We start from the raw sequence: 17684 nt of genomic DNA on the forward strand, positions 1-17684 counted from the left end.
CGCATGCACTTCAAGACATGTCTATCAAGACATGGTCACTATCGCCGCCCGAGCTCGCCTCCGCGCCGCGCATGCACTTCAAGACATGTCCATCAGGACATGTTCAGCGTCGCCGCTTGACCGGCTCGGCCGCGCGCGAGTGCGTGATCCCCCCCGTGTCGCCCAGCCGACGCTGGCTGCCGGCCTCGGCGGGGAACAGCGCCTGGTGCCCGTGGCGCTCGCGCACGGCCGACAGCACCGCCTGCAGCGCCGCGCTGCGCGGGGGAGGCTCCGGGGCCGCGGACGCCAGCAGGTCGAGCTGGACCTCGCGCTCGGGCGCCTCGAACTGGCTGACGCTGACGCCGGTCAGGCGGAAGCCGCGGCCGTCGGTGTCGACCGCCTCGAGCAGGCGGCAGGCGGCGCCGTGGAGCTCGCGGTAATCGTCGGTCGCGCGCGGCAGGGTCGTCTGCCGCGTCTCGGTGACGAAGTCGCCGTCGCGGATCTTGAGGCACACGCAGCGCGCCTTCAGGCCCTGCGCGACCAGGCGGTCGGCGACCCGCGTCGCCTGCGACAGCAGGCAGCGGCGCAGCGCCGGCACGCCGACGACGTCGACCGCGTAGGTGTCCTCGTGCCCGAGCGACTTGGCCGCGCGGTCGGGCACCACCGGGCGCTCGTCGATCCCGAGGCTGAGCCGGTGCATGTGCTGCCCGTGCGCCCCGAACATCTCGACCAGCGCCGCCTCGCCGAGCCGCCGCATGTCGCCGACCGTGTGGATCCCGCGGCGCTGCAGCTTCTCCTGCGTGCGCGGGCCGACGCCCCACAGCTCGCCGATCGGCAACGGCGTCAGGAACTCGAGCTCGGTGCCCGCGGGGATCTCCGTCAGCCCGTCGGGCTTGTGCATGCCGCTGGCGATCTTCGCCAGGAACTTCACGCTGGCCAGGCCGACCGAGCACGTCAGGCCGACCTCCTGGTGCACCGCCACCCGCAGCGCCTCCGCCACCCCGCGCGGCGGCCCCCACAGCCGCTCGGTGCCCGCCAAGTCGATGAACGCCTCGTCGATCGACAGCCCCTCGACCAGCGGCGAGAAGCGCTCGAACACCGCGAACACCGAGCGCGACACCTCGGCGTACAGCGCGTGCCGCGGCGGCACCACCACCGCCTGCGGGCAATGCCGCAGCGCCACCGCCATCGGCTGGGCCGAACGACAGCCGAACTTGCGCGCCTCGTAGCTGGCCGCCGCCACCACCCCGCGCCGCCCGGCCCCTCCGACCAGCACCGGCAGGCCGCGCAGCTGAGGCTGCTCGCGCACCTCGACCGACGCGAAGAACGCGTCCATGTCGACGTGCAGGATGGCCCGGCCGCCCTCCGCCTGCCCGGCACCGCCGGCCATGTCCTTCGCGCCGCTCACGCCGAGCGAAGCCTAGCGCGCCCGCGCTCGCCCGTCACCGCGCGCGAACGCGCGCCCCGGCGCCGTCTCCGCCGCCCGGCCGCCGTCTCGCGTCTCCTGTCCCTCACGACATGCCCTGTAGGGCATGCCCGAAAGGACATGCCCCCGAGAACATGCTCATGAAACCATGCCCGTGAGGACATGTCCCCAGGTTCAATCTTCCTTCGGCTCGACCTCGAGCTCGGGCAGCCCGTCGAGCTTGCGCTCGTCGCAGCTCTGGGACGGCGGCGCCGCGGGCACCAGCACCTTCAGGCTGCGGGGCACGCACTCGACGGTCACGGGCGTCTCGCCGACGTCTTCGCCGTCGATCAGCACCCGCTGCGGCGGGTCGGTGCGGAGCGTCGCGCGGGTCACCGGCAAGAAGCCGATGTCGTCGCGGCTCGCGGGGTTCTGGCTGAGCCCGGAGCGGTACAGGTGCAGCGCGGTGCCGATGCCGGAGCCCAGGCCGTCGAAGGCGATCAGGGTGACGTCGAGCTTCCCGTCGTCGCCGCACACCGCAGTCGGCCCCTGGGCGAACAGGGTGTGCAGCGGCGCGAGGTTGGCCACCGCCACGTTGGTGACCTTGCAGCGGATGATCTCGCTCTCCGTCTCGAGCTCGAGCGAGAACGGCTCCAGCTCAGCGATCCGCTGCAGCCCGGTCGCGATGTAAGCCAGCAGGCCCCAGCGGTTCTTCGCCTCGCGCGACGTCTCGCCGATCGCGGCCGCGTGGAAGCCGACCGAGGCGAACAGCAGCACCGAGCGCCCGGCCGCGCGGGCGGTGTCGATCGCGTGCGGCTGGCCCTTGCAGGCGTTCTCGAGCGCGCCCGCGAGGTCGAGCGGGATCGACAGCGCGCGCGCGAAGCTGTTGGCGGTGCCGCGCGGGAGCACGGCCAACGGCACCTCGCCGCCGATCAGGCGCGACGCCACCAGCGACACGGTGCCGTCGCCGCCGGCCGCGATCACGAGCGACGGATCGCTCGCCAGCGCCTCTGCGGCGCACGCGTCGGCGTCGCGCTCGGGGCTGGTCTCGAACACCGACAGCTCGTACGTCTGCTCGAGCTCGCTGACGACCGTGGGCAGATCGTCGCGGGCTGCGCCGGCGACCGGATTCCACACCAGCGCGGCGCGCGGCTTCACGACGTCCTCCTGCGCGCGGCGAGGCGAGCGACCCGCGCACGCCGCTCGGCCGGCGCATCATGAGGGTCGAGGCAGTGGAGCCCGGGCGGCGTCGTTCGCCGCGTTGCGGTGTTCATCCCGGGAGTGTGCCACGCTTCTCGACGTGAGCGGCGACCTCGACATCGACGCGCTCCTGGCCGAACACGGGCTCCGTGGCGGCGAGGCGCGCGATCTGGGCCGAGCCGCGCTGGAGGCCGCAGGGCTCACGCGCCCGGGCAAGCGCAACCTCGCCGCCGGCAAGCGGGCGCGCGTGGAAGAGGTCGTCGCCGAGCAGTTCGTGCGCACCTGCTCGCGCGCCCACTGCCGCGCCGCCGCGACCAACGACGGGCGGATCGTCGTCGACCTCGACGCGCCGTCGGCCCGCCTGTGCGAGTTCTGCGGCGGCTCGACCAACCGCAGCGCGTGGGAGCGGGCCCTCGCCGCCATGGCCCGACGCGACTGGCATCGCCTCGTCGTCGTCGGCGGCTCGCCGCCGCTGCACCACGAGCTGCGGGCCCTCGTCGGCAAGCGCATCGATCTCCGGCTCGTCGACGGCACCGCCCGCCGCACCGCCCACGACGCCGCGCACGACCTCGCCTGGGCCGACCGCATCGTCGTCTGGGGGGCCACCTTGCTCGACCACAAGGTCTCGCAGCTCTACACCGATCGCCGCTCGCCGAAGGTCGTCACAGTTGCGCGGCGCGGCCTCACTGCGCTGGCCGAGACGATCATCAAGACCGCAGAGTGAGCGGGTCGGCCGCGGCGCGCGTTCGCGCCCGTTGCGCACCGGCGATCTCGCCAACGCGTCGACCTCCGTGAATCGCCGAGGCGGCTGCGGCGCGAGCGGCCGGATCGACGCGCGCAACGTGTGCGTCAGCCGCACGGCCGCCGCCGACTTGTTGCATGCGCGATGAACGGCATCCTCCCTGCGATGTCGTCCACCCCCACCGACTCGGTCGTCGCCACCTTGCTGCGACTCGGCGTCATGGGCAAGTCCGACTGGGACGGCGCGCTGCAGCAGGTGCTGGAGATCTGCTGCGACCTCCTGGCCGTCGAGCGCGCCAGCTACTGGAGCTTTCACGACGACCCGACCGCCATCACCTGCGAGCTCGGCTATGTCCACAGCAAGCGGCTGCTCGAGCGCGGCCTCGTCGTCACCGAGGGCAGCGCCCCCGATTACTTCGAGCTGGTCCGCAGCGTCAACGTGCTGACGATCCGCGACGTCCGCGGAGACCCGCGGCTCGGGGCCCTGTCCGCCTACTTCGCCACGCACGCGGTCCGCGGCCTCCTCGACGTCCCGGTGTTCGCTCGCGGGCGACTGGCCGGGATCCTCTGCCACGAGCACGTCGGGGCCCCGCGCGACTGGACCCCGCACGACACCGAGCTCGCGCTGACCCTGAGCCAGACCCTCGCGCGCCTGCTCGAGGCGCGCGCGCGCGACCACGCCGAGCAATCCGAGCGGCGCGCCGCCTTCCTCGCCCAGGTCGCGAGCGCGCTGGCCGACACCCTCGACCCGGCGCGCGCCGGCGAGATCGTCGTGCGCCGCAGCCTGCCTGTCCTCGGGGACATCTGTTCATTGGTCGGCTACGACGGCCACCGCGCCTGGCGGATCGCCGCCGCCCACGTCGAGCCCGCCGGCCAGCGGATCCTCGACCAGCTGTGCGCCCGCTACGGCGCCGACATCGACGGCCCCGGACTCGGCATGCAGGCGCTGCGCGAGCGCCAGTCCTTGCTGCTGCCGGTGACCGACGAGGCGACCTTGCGCGAGGCCGGCCTGGTCGACGGCCACATCGAGCTCATCACCGCCCTGCGCGTGCGCAGCCTGCTCTCCGTGCTGCTGCGCGTCCGCGACGAGGTCACCGGAGTGCTCACCTTCGGCTCGCGCACCCGCCACTACGACCGCGAGGACATGCGCTTCGCCGAGGCCTACGCGCAGCAGGTCGGCACCTTGCTCGAGAACGCCAGGCTCTACGCCCAGGCGCAGGCGGCCATCGGCGCGCGCGACGACTTCCTGAGCCTCGCCGGCCACGAGCTGCGGACCCCGCTGACCTCGCTGCAGCTCGCGGTCGATCTGCTGCGCAAGGCGACGCCGGCCACCGCCCCGGCGCAGCGGGCGGTCGACACCATCGCCCGCCAGACCACCCGCCTGTCGCGGCTCACCGAGCTGATCGTCATGACCGCCCGGCAGTGCGACGGCGAGCTGCCGCTGCGGTTCACCCGCCTCGACCTCGGCGTCCTGGTCCGCGACGTCACCTGCGACTTCGCCGACCTGTTCGCGCGCGCCGGCTGCGAGCTGCAGCTGCACGTCGACGACGGCGTCGTCATCGACGGCGACGAGACCGGCCTCGAGGTCGTCGTCTCCAACCTCCTGGCCAACGCGATGAAGTTCGGCAAGGGCGCACCGATCGAGGTCCGCGTGCGGCGGCACGACGGCGCGGTCCGCCTGGTCATCCGCGACCACGGCATCGGCATCCCGCTCGAGCGCCTCGAGAGCGTGTTCGAACGCTACCAGCGCGCCGTCCCGCTCAACCACTTCGGCGGCCTCGGCCTCGGCCTGCACATCACCGCCAAGGTCGTCGACGCCCACCGCGGCACGATCCGCGCCGACAGCCGCCCGGGCGAGGGCGCGACCTTCACCGTCGAGCTGCCGGCCGCGCCCGTGCAGTGAGCGTCACATCGGCGCCACCGGGGCGCACGTCGACACCCCGGCGCCGACGATCAGCAGCGGCGCGTCGCTCGTCAGCAGCTCGAGGTCCTGGATCCCGTTGTTGTCGCTGTCGTCGTAGTCGAGGCGCGTCACCTCGCTGGCGAAGAAGTCGTTGTCGCTGTCCGTAAAAAAGTAAAAGTCCCCGGCGAAGAAGGCGAACGCGAACGCTCCGTTGTTGATCTCGAGCCCGGCGAGCGGCAGCACGTCGAGCGCCGCGCCGCTGGCCTTGTCGACCTCGACCAGCTTGGCCGGCCCGGTGCCGCCGAACTCGAACGTCCGCCCGTCGCCGGTGCCGGTCAGCTCGGCGCCGTCGAAGTTGGTCTTGCCGAGCTTGGCCAGCTGCAGCGAGTCCGGATCGATGCCGATGAAGTCGCCGATGTTCGGGCCCTCGCTGAACGGACCGATCCCGCTGTACGTGTTGCCGTAGATCTGGTCGCACTGGTCGAACTGGCTGTTCGACACGAACGCCATGCCGAAGTTGTCGACCCCGAGCTGCCCCGGCACGTAGCCCGGGTCCTCGCAGTTCGACACGTCGGTCACGTCGATCTTGCGCAGCTCGCCGCCGACGAACTGCACCCACGCGAAGCCCTGGCGGTCGACCGCCATCGAGAACGTGCTGAGCAGCCCGCCGCAGTTGAGCCCGCCCAGCATCGTGAACGAGTTGGTCTCGGGGAAGTACTTCCACAGCTCGGCGTCGCCCGAGAGCACGAAGATCCCGTCGTCCAGCGGCACCTCGATGTCCGGGCACTCGCACGGCGCCGGCGGCCCGTCGGTGGTCTCGACGGTGGTCTCGCCGCCGTCGGTCGTGGTGGTCGTCTCGGCCTGCGTGGTCGACGTCGAGGTCGTCGATGTCGTGTCGATCGGCTCGGTCGTCGAGGTCGTGGTGGTGGTCGTCGTCTCGCTCGTCGTCGTCGTCGTCGTCGAATCATCCGTCGTCGACGTCGAGGTCGTCGTCCCGGTGTCGCCTTCCGTCTGCCCGCCCTCGGTCGCGGTCGTCGTCGTCGTCGGCGCGGTCGTCGTCGGGGTGGAAGTGGCGGTCGTGCCGTCGCTCGTGTCCGTGGCCGTCGACCCCTCGCTCGCGGCGGTGGCGGTCGCTTGCACGCTGTCGCCGCAGGCAGCGACGAGCATCAGAGAACCAATCAAGGTAGGACGCATCATCGCGGCAGGATAAACCGCCCCGCGCGAGCGCGCGAGCCGGCGTCGCCTGCTTCGCGCGTCCGGACGTCGCGGGTCCCGCGTCCGGCGGCCGACCACGACCGCTCGCGCGCGCTCGGTCGCCGGCCTCGACCTCACCGCGCTGGCCGATCCGAGCCCCGATCGCCTGCACGACCTGCGACCCGCCCGTCCGTCCGCGGCGATGCCAAGCGATGATTTTCCGCGCTACGGCGAAAACACCGCCAGCCACGGATCGTCGACCAGCACCTCCGACATCATCGCGCCGCCGGCGACGATCCGGTCGGACGCGTCGATCGCCACCGAGTAGCCGCGATCGGGGCCGAAGCCGCCGTCGATGTCCTTGCCCCAGCGCAGCTTGCCATCGGAGGTGAACTTGCACAGGCGAATGTTGGTCCCGGTCCCGCCCGGGCCGTCGCCGATGACGACCACGTCGCCCTGGCTGTCGATCGCCACGTCGCGGCCGTTCATCCCCGTGCATGCGTCGCTCGACCACACGCCTTCGCCGGTGCTCGTCACGCGGCGCACCATCAGCGCTTCGCCTTGCTTGCCGGCCAGCATCAGATCGCCGCCGGGCTCGCGGGCCAGCGCGTAGATGGTCCCGCCGCTGCCCGGATACTCGACCGTCCAGCTCGGTTCACCGCCGGTGAGGGGCACTGCGACGAGCCACTCGGGAAACACCCCGTCCTTGGGCCGCGCCCAGCTGACCACCGCGTGCTCGGGCGTGACCACCAGGCCGGGGCCCAGCGGCCAGATGGTGAACTTGACCCCCATCGGCACCCGGCTCGTCCACAGCTCCGTCCCGGCGGCCGCGTAACGGCGCGTCCACAGATCGGTGAGCCCATCCTGGTCGGACGCGAAGCCGGTCACGATCAACCCGTCGCCGTCGACCACCGCCGCGTCGGTCACGTAATCGTCGCCGAAGCCGCTGCCGAACGTCTCCTCCCACACGATCGCACCGCCCGGATCGAGGCGCGCCAGCCAGACGTCGCGCCCGTCGCCGTCGGTGAACGCGCTGCCCGCGACGTAGGCCCCGCCCGCGAACGTCGCCACCCCGCTGATCAGGCCCATCGCTTCGCCGTACTGCTGCGACCACTCCACCTCGAGGGCCTTGTCCAAGCGAACGGCCCAGCGCGTGAGCCCGAGCCCGAGACCGCCCGCGACGATGCTCCCGTCGGCGTCCACCGCCACCGCCTGCACCTCGTCCGAGCCGCGCGTGGAGGGGTGGAACTCGAACAGCAGCTCGGCGGAGGGCTGGCAGTCGCGGTTGCAGCCGTCGCCGTTGACGTCGTTGCCGTCGTCGCACGCCTCGCCCTCGTCGAGGTCGCCGTCGGGGCACGGCGCCACCGGCTCCGACATCGTGGTGCTCGTCGGCTCGGCCGTCGTCGTCGTCGTCGGACCCGGCCCGGCGGTCTCCGACGTCTCGGTCGTGCTCGTCGTCGGCTCCGGATCGCCGTCGGACTCGGTCTCCGGCGTCGGCGCGAGCGGCCCGGCCGGGCACGCGGAAGCCAGCATCAACCATCCCCACATCCCATGAACACGTCTCATGATCCTTCTACCTCTGATGAACGCCATGCATTCCACGCAGCCCAGAGCTGCGCTTCGTCATTCACGAGCGCGACCGATCATTCGGTGCGCGCAGTCAACCAGCGGATCAGCTCGAGCCTGTCTCTCGGGACAGCGTCCGCGTCGCCCCCGGGCGCCCGCAGCGGCGGCGGTGAATCGCCGCGGGTCGGCAGCAGCAGGCCGTTCCCGAGCGACTTCACGTCGTGCTCGCGCTGCAGCACGATCGCCTCGCCGAGCACGAGGTCGAGGCGGATCAGCGAGTCGTCGCCGCCGGCGATCGCCAGCTCGTCCTCGCCGACGAACGCGAGCTCGTCGACCGGCTCCGCCAGCGAGAACTCGCGCCCCGGGTCGTCCGCGTCGGCGAGCACGAGCACCCCGCGGCCCGCGGTCGAGACCGCCAGCAGCGCGCCGCTCGGGCTGAACGCCATCCGCGGCCAGGGCTCCAGCAGCGAGGTCCGTCGCGTCACGATCCCGTCGGCGTAGAACGCCAGAGTGTCGGTCCCCTGCAGCGCGATCGCGGCCCTCGATCCTTGCAGATCGAGCGCGACCACCGGCGGGATCGCGTCCCTCACGCTGCGCACCTTGCCGATCAGGACCGGCGCGTCGTCCCCGAGTTGCAGGCCGAACACCGAGTCGGACTTGGTGTGGGCGATCAGCTCGGCGCCTGTCGCGGTGATCCACAAGGCCACGACCTCGGCGTCGAGCTGCCAGCGCGCCGGCCATCCGGGCCCGGAGAACGCGAGCACGCTCCCGTCGGCCAGCCCGAGCGCGTAGGTGTCCCCCGAGTCGGCCAGCGCGACCGCGCGGACTCGTTCGTCGGCGGCGACCACCCGGGCCACGCCGTCGCCGTCGACCAGACAGGCCCCGTGCGCCACGCCGGCGATCAGCGCCCGCCCCTGGCCGTCGACCGCCTGCTGCCGCGGCGGCCCGACGCTCGAGCGCACCTCGAGCCGCAACGGACAGCCCAGCGAGCGCCGGCGGCCCTCGCGGACAGCCACGAGCTCCAGCCCTCGGCGCTGCGCGAACACCAGAGCGTGGCTCACGTCCGCCGCGGACGCGATCCACCTGTCCTTCGAGACATTCGGCAACGACTCCGCCGACCACAGCCACAGGTCGCGGCCGCGGGTGCTCACGAAGCCTCCGTCGCCCGTGAACGCCCCGCGCTCGCCCGGTCCGACCTCCAGCACCCGCGCGATCGCCCCGTCCGCGGCCGACCACAGCGTCCAGCGCCCGTCGTAGCGGATCGCGAAGCGATCGCCCGCGTCGGCCATGACGACGCCGCCCTCACTCCTGGCGAACGCCCGCAGCTCCTCCGCCGAGCGATAAAGGTCTCGCTGCCACCGCTCCTCTCCGCTCGACAGGTCCATCATGGCCAGCTGCGGTTCGCCGGTGATGTGCCCGTGGTTCGCGTTGAGCCGGCGCACGAGCATGCGATCGTCGCGCGTGATGGCCAACGGCAAGCCCGCGGACGGACGCTTCGTCCCGTCCCGCAACGACAGCACGGTGCGGTCGTCGGCCAGGTACAGGCCGCTCGGCGAGAACATCGCAGTCGACCGCAGTTCGGGCAGGAGCGAGACGTCCGCGCCCTTCACCAGGAGCGTCTCTCGCTGCACCCCGAAGACCGCGATCGACCGCCCGTCCGGGCTCATCACTGCAGTGTTGGCGCGCTGATACGGCAGCGCCGACATCCGCGCCGGCCGTGTCGACAGATCCCAGGTGTAGGCCGCCGCCGGATCGAGCCACGCCAGCCCGGTCTCGCCGAGCGACGCCAGAGTCTCCCCGCCGCGCGACATCTCCCAGCGGTGCGACGTGAGGCCGACGCCGATCGGCAGCTCCGACAGATCGATCGCCTCGGGCGGCTCGTCGCCGCGGAAGATCGCCCCGTGCGACCCGGCCAGCGCCGCCCACACGGGCGCCTCGGCCGCGGCCGCGATCCTGCCGTACGGCCCCTGCAGGTCGGCCACCTGCTCGCCGCGACCTGTCCTCGAGTCCCAGCGCCACACCGCCCCGCCGCCGTCGATGCTCGCCAGCCCGCCGTCGGCCAGCGGCGCCACGTGCTCGATCGGCCGCATGTGCCCGCGGAACACCCGCTCCGGCGCGCCGCGAGCCACCGCCGCGCTCGCTACCAGGCGGGCGCGCCGGAGGTCGAGCGGATCGCCGAGATCGACCTGCCGCAGCAGCCGGAGCGCCTCGGCCGGGTCGTCGTCGAGCACGCCGCGCGCCTGGGCCAGCACCGCGTCGTTGGCCCGCCGCAGCGCCTCGGTCTCGGCCGCCTCCGCGCGGGCCCGGGCCGCCTCGACGCGGCGCAGATACACGATCGACGCCGCCGCCGCGGCCGCCATCGCCGCCACGATCGCCGCCACCGCCACCCGGTGACGTCGCAGCCACAACCGCAGCAGCTCGCCCGGTTGATAGCGGTGCGCGTCGACCAGCCGCCCGGCCGCGAAGCGCCGCAGATCCTCGGCCAGCGCCACCGCCCCGGCGTAGCGATCGCCTGGCTCCGGGGACATGGCCTTTTGTACGATCGCCACCAGCTCGCGCGGCGCCTCGGGGACCCGCGGGCGCAGGTCCTCGACCTCGCCCGCGACCAGCCGCGCCAGCAGCTGCGCGCGCTCGAGCGCCGCGTGCGGCGGTCGACCGGCGAGCACGTGGAACAGCACCGCCCCGAGCGCATAGACATCGCTGCGAGCGTCGACGGCCGCGCCGCGGGCCTGCTCCGGCGGCATGTAGCGCAGGGTGCCGACGATCGCCCCCTCGGCGGTCGCGTCGATCGCCGCGTCCGTCTCCTCGCCCGCGAGCTCCCCGGCCTGCGCCCCGCGCGTGTCCTTCGCCAGGCCCCAGTCGATCACCACCGTCTCGCCGTGCGGACCGACCAGGATGTTGCCCGGCTTGATGTCGCGGTGGAGCACGCCGTGCTGGTGCGCGTACGCGATCGCGTCGGCGGCCGCGAGCACGTGCGGGACCAGGGCGATCCGCCCGCGCAGCGTCGGCTCGCCGGCGATCACCCGCTCGAGCGACTCGCCGTCGACCAGCTTCATGCAGTAGTAGGGCTCGCCGTCGGCGAAGCGGCCGATGTCGTACAGCGGCACGATCCCCGGGTGTTGCAGCCGCGCAGTGATCCGGGCCTCGACCGCGAACCGCCGCGCCGCCTCGGGATCGCGGCGGCGCAGCGTCTTGACCGCGACCACCCGCCCGAGCCGCCGATCGTGCGCGCGGCGGACGACGCCCAGCCCGCCGACCGCGAACACCTCGCCGATCGCGTAGCGCTCGCCGTCTCTCGCCTCGTCGTCGTCCACGTCCTCGGCCTGCGCCAGCCCGTCGAGTCGCGCGAGCAAGCGCGTCTGGGCCGCGCGGATCGCAGTCGACTGCGCGGGGTCGGGGTGACAGGCGAGCGGGGGCAATTCGGACGGGGCCTCGCTCTGCATGTGCCGCGACGAGGCCGCGTGATCCCCGCCCGCGAATTCTTTTTTCAATTCTCCTCGAGCGGGCCGCGGACCCGGCCGAAGCGGGCCTCGATGTCGGCGCGGATGCTCGCCAGGCAGCTGTCGAGGTCGCGCAGCGCCGGCGCGTGCGTCGTCCCGGCCGCGAGCGCGTCGACTGCCGCGCGCAGGCGGGCGCGGGCGCGTTGCAGGCGGCGCGCCACCGTCGGCTGCGGCAGCTCGAACAGCGCCGCCAGCTCGGCCTGCGACAGCCCCTCCCAGTCCTTGAGCTCGATGAGGATCTGGTCGTCGAGGTCGAGCCCGCGCAGGGCCGTGGCGACCAGGCGCAGCGTCTCCTGCTCCGCCAGAGTCCCGCTCGGCGACGGCTCGTCCGCCGGCAGCGCGCTGTCGTCGACCGCGTCGAAGCGGCGCTCGCGGCGGTTCCAGCCGATCAGCACGAAGCGGGCGACGCCGAGGAGATACGCGCGGAACGAGCCCTCGCCGCGGAACCCGTCGCGCCGCCGGCACAGCGTCTCGAAGGTCTTCTGGGCCAGGTCCTCGCACACGCTCGGCGGCGCCTTGCCGTGGAAGAAGCGGAACACCGCCGCGTAGTGGCCCTCGATCAGCGCCTGCCCGGCCTCGCGTCGCCCGGCCCGCCACGCGGTCAACAGCGCGTCGTCGTCCACCGCCGCACGATCGCAGGCGGCCCCGGCCCGGTCAAGCGCGCGGCCCGCTCACGCGCGAGCGCGACCGCCGGGCGGAGCCGATCCTTTATCACATGCCCGAACGAGCATGCTCTTGAAGACATGTCCCATCGAGCATGCTCTCGGAGACATGCCCGATCGCACATACCTACGGCGCGCAGGCCGGGAACTGCCCCGCACCGGGCGAGTCACCCGCCTCGACGAACGGGATCCCCGCGTCCTCGATCACGTTGCCGTGGACGTCGGTCACGCGGAACGCGTACGGCCCGGGCCCCATCCCCGCCTCGGCCACGAAGTAGTTGTATTCGAGGCGCGCGACCTCCTGCCACGCGTCGTCCTCGTCCTTGAATTCGAGCTTGGCGATCGCATTGCGGTGGTTGCGGATCTGCACGGCAGTCCACCACTGGTTGCTGCCTTCCTTGAAGTGGTAGACGACAGGTCCCTCGAGCTCGCAGGACACGTAGCGCCAGGTGATCGGCACCACCCCGAGGTCCTTGTCGGCGATCATCGGAAAGGCGTCTTCGTCGAGGTCGATGTGGCCCGACTGGCACTCCGGGCAGCGGTCGACGATCCGCACCACGATCTGGCCGTCGGGTCCGTCGATCTGCACGCACGCCCCGCACGCCGCCGAGGCCATGTAATCGGGCGTGTTCATCGCCGCGACCATGTCGTCGCCGGGGTTCGCGTCGAAGCTGCAGTTGCCGCTGCCGTCGGCCGCGTAGTAGGTCGCCTTGCCCTCGTGGTCCGCGCCTTCGCACACCTGGCCGCTGCCGGTCGTCTCGCTCGTGCCCGGCCCGCTGCTCGTCTCGCCCGAGGTCTCGCTCCCCGTCGTCGCGCTCGTCGTCTCGCCGCTCGTCGGTCCGCTGCTCGTCTCGCCGCTCGTCGGTCCGCTGCTCGTCTCGCCGCTCGTCGGTCCGTTGCTCGTCTCGCCGCTCGTCGGCCCCGCGCTCGTCGGTGCCTCGCCGGAGCTCGGCCCGGCCGAGCCCTCGCTGCCCGGGCTACCGGTCGGCCCGGCGCTCGACTCCTCGGAGCTCGCCGTCGACGCCGCGCCGCCCGTCGACGCCTCGGTCTCGCCGCTGTCGCCGGGACACGCAGTGCACCACAAGATCGCCGCCGCCTCGAACCATCGCCCGCGCATCCGTCTGACATGCCCCCGACGCGCGCGGCCTGTCAACGCCGTGCGGGCCCGCCCCTGGGCCTCTCGCGCCACACCTGGGGGCCCAGGCGGCTGCGCTCACTCGCGCCCGAGCGGCGGCAGGTCGCTGCACACCAGCTCTTCGGCGTAGAGGTAGCCGAAGAAGCGCGCGCGGCCGGACTCGGCGTCGGCGACCAGCACAGACATGGGCCTTGGGTCATGTCCTGCACGACATTGCGCCCGGGACAGCACGAACTCGCGCAGCGCCCGGGCCTCGGTGCCGATGGTGAGGTTGACCGCCGCCGGGCCCGGGTCGAAGCGGGCCAGCTGGCGCATCGGCCCCGCGCCGGGCACGAACAGGTCGGCCGCCTCGACGCGCCAGCCCGCCTGGGGCCCGGCCAGCTCGGGGCTGGCGAGCAGGTCGCCGACGCGGCTCAGGCGGCCGCGGGCCTCGTTCAGGTCGGCGGCGGCGAAGCGCCAGCGGCGAGGCGTGCAGATGTCCTCGAGGACAGCATGGACCTCGGCCACCGCGCCGAGGCGGTCGGCCAGGGTCGACCAGTCGCGGTCGAGCGCCGCGGTCGCGGCCTCGGCGGCGTCGAGGCCGAGCTGGCGCAGTTCGCCCGGGTAGTCGCGGCCGACCAGCATCGGGCAGCGGTCGGACAGCGCCAGCGACGGCTCGGGCGCGGCCACCCGGGCTCCGCCGGCCGACAGCACCACCCGCGGGGCCACCGTGCAGCGGTCGGCCGACGTGCAGGCCGCGTACGGCTGCACGTGCTGCCAGTACGCGCGGCCGCACTCGTACCTGGCCTTTGCGTCAGGCTCGGTCGGCGCCTCCGCGTCGGCGAAGGCCCGCAGCTCGGCGTGGATCTCCGGCACGAACGCCGCCAGCTCCGCGCTGTAGAACCGCCACAGCAGCGCGTCGGCGTGGTTCAGGAAGCCCTCGAGCTGGGCCAGGCCCTGCTCCTGGCCCTCCGCCAGCGCCCGGATCGCCGGCTCGCAGCCGCCGACGCGCGCGGCCGGCAGCGCCTTCCAGGCCGCCAGGTCGATCGGCGCCGCGTCGACGCTGACGATCGACCTGGCGCTCGGGTCATGTCTTCTCAGCCAGGTCTCTTGCAGCTCGATCCCCTCCGCGCGGTAGCGCGGGCGCCCGGAGCCCGGCTCGCGCGCGACGGTCAGCGCGTCGGGTCGGGCCACGATCGCCGCCTGCTCCGCCTGGCGCACGCTGGTGACCCGCACCCTGGGGCTCAGGGCCTGCAGCGCCGGGCCGAGGCGCGCGTCCCAGCCGGCCAGGCCGGGCCCGAGCAGCACCTCGACCGCGGGCGAGGCCGTCAGCGCTTCTGCCAGCGCCTCGCTGTCGCCCGCCGTCAGCGTCGGCGGCGACCAGGCCACCGCCAGGCTCGGCAAGTTCAGCCCGCCGCGCGGCGGCGGCGGACCGCCGGGCAGCTGGCTCTGGCTCCCGAGCGCTGGTACTGCCGCTTCGGTGCCCGGCCGCGGCCCGCAGGTCAGCGTCGCCACACCGGCCAGGACCGCCCCCACCATGCGCTGGCACGATCTGCGGGGCGACACGCGACGCCGCGCGTCCGTGCGACCGGGGCGAGGGGAGGATCTGCGGGCCACGACGATTCTTACTCTACGGTCCGTCCGCGCATGCAGCGGTGATCTGGCGCACTCGCGCCCGGACCGCCAGTTATCGGCCCAAAAGCGGCGCAGGCGGCGACCTGCGCACAGCGCGCGAACGCCCCTGCGGCGCCCTCGCCGGCCCGTCCGCGGCTCCAGGCCCGGGCGGCGGGGCCGGCGAGGCGGCGTGATATGCTGCCGCCGTGCCTGGCTTGCATCACTGGACTGTCTTGAGCGGCCTCGCCGTGCTGGCCGGGATGTTCGGCCCGGCGCGCGAGGCGGCCGCCGAGGAGCCGATCCTCGTCGAGTTCCACTACACCCCGGTGCCCGAGGTGCAGATGGCGATCTGGCTCGAGGACCAGGACGGCAACTTTGTGCAAGACGTCCTCGTCACACAGGCGACCGGCAAGTACGGCATCGGCAACCGGCCCGGCGTGTGGAACTTCGTCTCGAGCTGGCGCGCGCCGTACGGTCCGCGGCAGAACGTGCTCCCGGTGTGGTCGCACCGGCGCGGCAAGAAGTACCCGCGGATCATCTTCCACGACGACAACCCGGCCGACCTCGAGTCGCTCGGCTGGCACGAGAACAGCAGCTCCGCCGAGAACTACTACTGCCGGCCGCTGACCGACTCCGAGCACGAGACCATCTCGGTCGACACCAAGACCTGCCCCTCGCCCAAGGTGTTCCAGTCCGACAAGGGCCGCTTCGACCCCAAGGGCAACCTGGTGTTTTACCCGCCGCGCAACGACCTCGTCGAGTTCGAGCCGAACGCCGACCACGAGGACGCCAAGCAGTACGCCGACATCAACGACCTCGACGCGGTCACCGCCGCCACGCCGGTCGGCGACATGCCCGAGTTCACCACCCTGCTGCTGGCGCCCGAGGTGCTGGCCAAGGGCCCGCTGACCGCCTACGTCGAGGTCAACCTCGAGCGCGACGAGAACGCCGACTTCGACTACGACCGCGAGAACGACCACTTCGTCGACACGCGCCTCGAGAACTACGGCATCGAGTTCCTCGGCCAGCCCTCGGTCGTCTACAAGGTCGAATTCGACCCGCGCGAGCGGGCCTTCGTCGGCACCACGAAGTACCTCGGCTACGGCGACTGGAACGGCGCCACCGGCTCGCTGCACCCCGCCGACGGCAAGCTGAGCGAGTCCGAAGGCAGCGGCGCCGACCGCCTGCGGGTCATGACCAAGAACGGCGACACCTTCCGCTGGGGCGTGTTCTCGTACGGCAAGGAGGGCGGCGGGACCACCAGCGACGGCGGCACCGACACCGGCGACGGCACCGGCCCCAGCAGCGACTCCGACAGCGGCGGCGCCACCAGCGAGCCCGGCACCGGCGGCGACGACACCGGCGACGACAGCGGCGGCTGGGGCCAGTGCAGCCAGCTGAAGCCGCTGGCCCCGATCGACGACCTCGCGCTCGCCGGCATGTCGTTCGACCGCGTGCAGCTCAGCTTCCGCATGCCGGCGCAGGACCCCGACTTCGAGCTGACGAAGATCCACGTCTATCACATCACCGGCGACAACCCGCTCACCGACGAGCTGCTCGGCGCGGCCTTCCTCAAGAGCTTCAGCGCCGCCGAGCTCGGGGCCGCCGAGGGCCTCGTGACGCTCGAGATCGGCGAGCTGTGGGGCGACTACACCTACCAGTTCGCGGTCGTGTACGAGGACAAGTGCACGAGCCGCAGCCCGATCGTCGGCGGCGAGATCACCACGCAGGCGCAGGAGTTCCAGACCGTCGACAGCTTCTGCTTCGTCGCCACCGCCGCCTGGGGCGCCCCGTGGGCCGCCCAGGTCGCCGCGCTGCGCTCGTTCCGCGACGCCTACCTCAAGACCACCGCCACCGGCGTCGACCTGGTCCGCTTCTACTACGCCTACAGCCCGCCGCTGGCCCGCGTCATCCAGCACGAGCCGCTGCTCCGCGGCCTCGCCCGCGTCGTCCTTCAGCCGGTCGCCGACGCCGCGAGCCTGGCCACCCGCGCCTCCGCACAGCCCGGCCATGGCGGCTAGCCCCCTCGCCGCGGCCCTCGCCGCGCTCGCCCTGGCCGCCGCCCCGGCTGCCCCCGAGAACATGTCCCCGGCGCCAGGTCCCTGGGAACCTGTCGCTGTCGACATATCCCAAGAGACAGCCTCGGGCCCGCTGCCGGCGACCGCCGGCACCCACCGCGGCCCGGCAGGCGGCGCGACCCAAGGCGCGCCCGCAGGTCCGGCCGGCGGCCCGGCCATGACGACCGGCGCGGCCCCACCGGCCACCGGGGCCGCGCCGACCAACGGCACCGCCCCGACCAACGGCGCGGCGGGCCCGAGCGCCCCGGTGGGTCCGGGCGCGCGCACGCCGACGGCCACCGCACCCGGCCTCGCCACGCCCGGCATGCCGGGGCCTGCCTCGGCGCCTGTCCCTTCCGACAGGCCGACCGAGGTCGTCCCGCCGGCCAGCCCGCCCGTCCCGGTCGCCGCCGGGGTCGAGGGTCCGGCGCCGGCTCCGGGCGGTCGGCTGTGTCACGGCTCGGGCGCCTGTCGTCGCCTGCTGATCCTCGGCGGCGTGGCCGGCGGCCTCGGCCTCGGCTCCCTCGTCGCCGGCGTCGCCTTGCTGGCGCGTCCGATCGCGGTCGACCCCGAGGATCCCACCTCGCTCGTCACCTACCGCCCCGCCGGGGCCGCCTTCTTGGCCGTCGGCGCCGGTCTGGCCGCCACCTGGCTCCTCACCCTGCTCGCCGCGCGCAAGGCCGGCCGCCTGGCCCAGCGCCTGCGCGCCGCGGCGCCTGTCCCATGAGACACGTCCGCCTATTCCCGGC

Annotated in this window: 12 protein-coding genes; 4 read left to right on the forward strand and 8 right to left on the reverse strand. The window is 73.3% G+C overall.

What is annotated here, in order from left to right; genetic code table 11:
• Nucleotides 1-103 precede the first annotated feature (103 nt).
• Together OV090_RS35790 and OV090_RS35795 are read right to left on the reverse strand one after the other, a co-directional pair.
• Nucleotides 104-1387, reverse strand: coding sequence for a DNA polymerase IV (locus OV090_RS35790; RefSeq protein WP_267709198.1), 1284 nt, complete (start codon nucleotides 1385-1387; stop codon nucleotides 104-106).
• Between the two features lie 192 nt (nucleotides 1388-1579).
• Nucleotides 1580-2542 carry a diacylglycerol kinase family protein gene (locus tag OV090_RS35795; RefSeq protein WP_267709199.1) on the reverse strand — a complete coding sequence of 321 codons (963 nt, stop codon included), beginning with the start codon at nucleotides 2540-2542 and terminating at the stop codon, nucleotides 1580-1582.
• Between the two features lie 142 nt (nucleotides 2543-2684).
• Here OV090_RS35795 and OV090_RS35800 point away from each other — a divergent pair, with 142 nt between their 5' ends.
• Together OV090_RS35800 and OV090_RS35805 are read left to right on the forward strand one after the other, a co-directional pair.
• Nucleotides 2685-3308 (forward strand): hypothetical protein, encoded by a 624-nt coding sequence (locus OV090_RS35800; RefSeq protein ID WP_267709200.1) that lies wholly within the window; start codon nucleotides 2685-2687, stop codon nucleotides 3306-3308.
• Between the two features lie 183 nt (nucleotides 3309-3491).
• Nucleotides 3492-5228 carry a GAF domain-containing sensor histidine kinase gene (locus OV090_RS35805; RefSeq protein WP_267709201.1) on the forward strand — a complete coding sequence of 579 codons (1737 nt, stop codon included), beginning with the start codon at nucleotides 3492-3494 and terminating at the stop codon, nucleotides 5226-5228.
• A 3-nt stretch (nucleotides 5229-5231) separates the two neighbouring features.
• Here OV090_RS35805 and OV090_RS35810 read toward each other — a convergent pair whose 3' ends face one another.
• The 6 genes from OV090_RS35810 to OV090_RS35835 all read right to left on the reverse strand — a co-directional run bounded on the left by OV090_RS35810 (nucleotide 5232) and on the right by OV090_RS35835 (nucleotide 14803).
• A complete protein-coding gene (locus OV090_RS35810) occupies nucleotides 5232-6425 on the reverse strand; it encodes a hypothetical protein (protein ID WP_267709202.1) in 1194 nt (397 codons plus the stop codon).
• A 222-nt stretch (nucleotides 6426-6647) separates the two neighbouring features.
• Nucleotides 6648-7988, reverse strand: coding sequence for a hypothetical protein (locus OV090_RS35815; RefSeq protein WP_267709203.1), 1341 nt, complete (start codon nucleotides 7986-7988; stop codon nucleotides 6648-6650).
• A 77-nt stretch (nucleotides 7989-8065) separates the two neighbouring features.
• Nucleotides 8066-11431: a serine/threonine-protein kinase gene (locus tag OV090_RS35820; protein WP_267709204.1), complete on the reverse strand. Its 3366-nt coding sequence runs from the start codon at nucleotides 11429-11431 to the stop codon at nucleotides 8066-8068.
• A gap of 44 nt (nucleotides 11432-11475) precedes the next feature.
• Nucleotides 11476-12111, reverse strand: a complete 636-nt coding sequence (locus OV090_RS35825; RefSeq protein ID WP_267709205.1) for a sigma-70 family RNA polymerase sigma factor — start codon at nucleotides 12109-12111, stop codon at nucleotides 11476-11478.
• A 166-nt stretch (nucleotides 12112-12277) separates the two neighbouring features.
• Nucleotides 12278-13267: an expansin EXLX1 family cellulose-binding protein gene (locus OV090_RS35830; protein WP_267709206.1), complete on the reverse strand. Its 990-nt coding sequence runs from the start codon at nucleotides 13265-13267 to the stop codon at nucleotides 12278-12280.
• Between the two features lie 96 nt (nucleotides 13268-13363).
• A complete protein-coding gene (locus OV090_RS35835) occupies nucleotides 13364-14803 on the reverse strand; it encodes a hypothetical protein (RefSeq protein ID WP_267709207.1) in 1440 nt (479 codons plus the stop codon).
• Nucleotides 14804-15084: 281 nt separating this feature from the next.
• On the opposite strand from OV090_RS35835, the gene OV090_RS35840 reads away from it, so the two are divergent.
• The gene (locus OV090_RS35840; protein ID WP_267709208.1) at nucleotides 15085-16899 is read left to right on the forward strand and encodes a CFI-box-CTERM domain-containing protein; all 1815 of its coding nucleotides are present in this window, start codon (nucleotides 15085-15087) and stop codon (nucleotides 16897-16899) included.
• Nucleotides 16889-17662 carry a hypothetical protein gene (locus OV090_RS35845; RefSeq protein WP_267709209.1) on the forward strand — a complete coding sequence of 258 codons (774 nt, stop codon included), beginning with the start codon at nucleotides 16889-16891 and terminating at the stop codon, nucleotides 17660-17662. The genes OV090_RS35840 and OV090_RS35845 overlap by 11 nt, the downstream gene beginning before the upstream one ends.
• Nucleotides 17663-17684 lie beyond the last annotated feature (22 nt).

Source organism: Nannocystis sp. RBIL2, from assembly GCF_026626745.1.
Lineage (GTDB): Bacteria > Myxococcota_A > Polyangia > Nannocystales > Nannocystaceae > Nannocystis.

What these genes read in the sequence shown, in the direction of transcription:
- OV090_RS35805 (WP_267709201.1), top strand. Translation starts at nt 3,492, where the DNA reads ATGTCGTCCACCCCCACCGACTCGGTCGTCGCCACCTTGCTGCGACTC.
- OV090_RS35810 (WP_267709202.1), bottom strand. Translation starts at nt 6,425, where the DNA reads ATGATGCGTCCTACCTTGATTGGTTCTCTGATGCTCGTCGCTGCCTGC.
- OV090_RS35815 (WP_267709203.1), bottom strand. Translation starts at nt 7,988, where the DNA reads ATGAGACGTGTTCATGGGATGTGGGGATGGTTGATGCTGGCTTCCGCG.
- OV090_RS35820 (WP_267709204.1), bottom strand. Translation starts at nt 11,431, where the DNA reads ATGCAGAGCGAGGCCCCGTCCGAATTGCCCCCGCTCGCCTGTCACCCC.
- OV090_RS35830 (WP_267709206.1), bottom strand. Translation starts at nt 13,267, where the DNA reads ATGCGCGGGCGATGGTTCGAGGCGGCGGCGATCTTGTGGTGCACTGCG.
- OV090_RS35835 (WP_267709207.1), bottom strand. Translation starts at nt 14,803, where the DNA reads ATGGTGGGGGCGGTCCTGGCCGGTGTGGCGACGCTGACCTGCGGGCCG.
- OV090_RS35845 (WP_267709209.1), top strand. Translation starts at nt 16,889, where the DNA reads ATGGCGGCTAGCCCCCTCGCCGCGGCCCTCGCCGCGCTCGCCCTGGCC.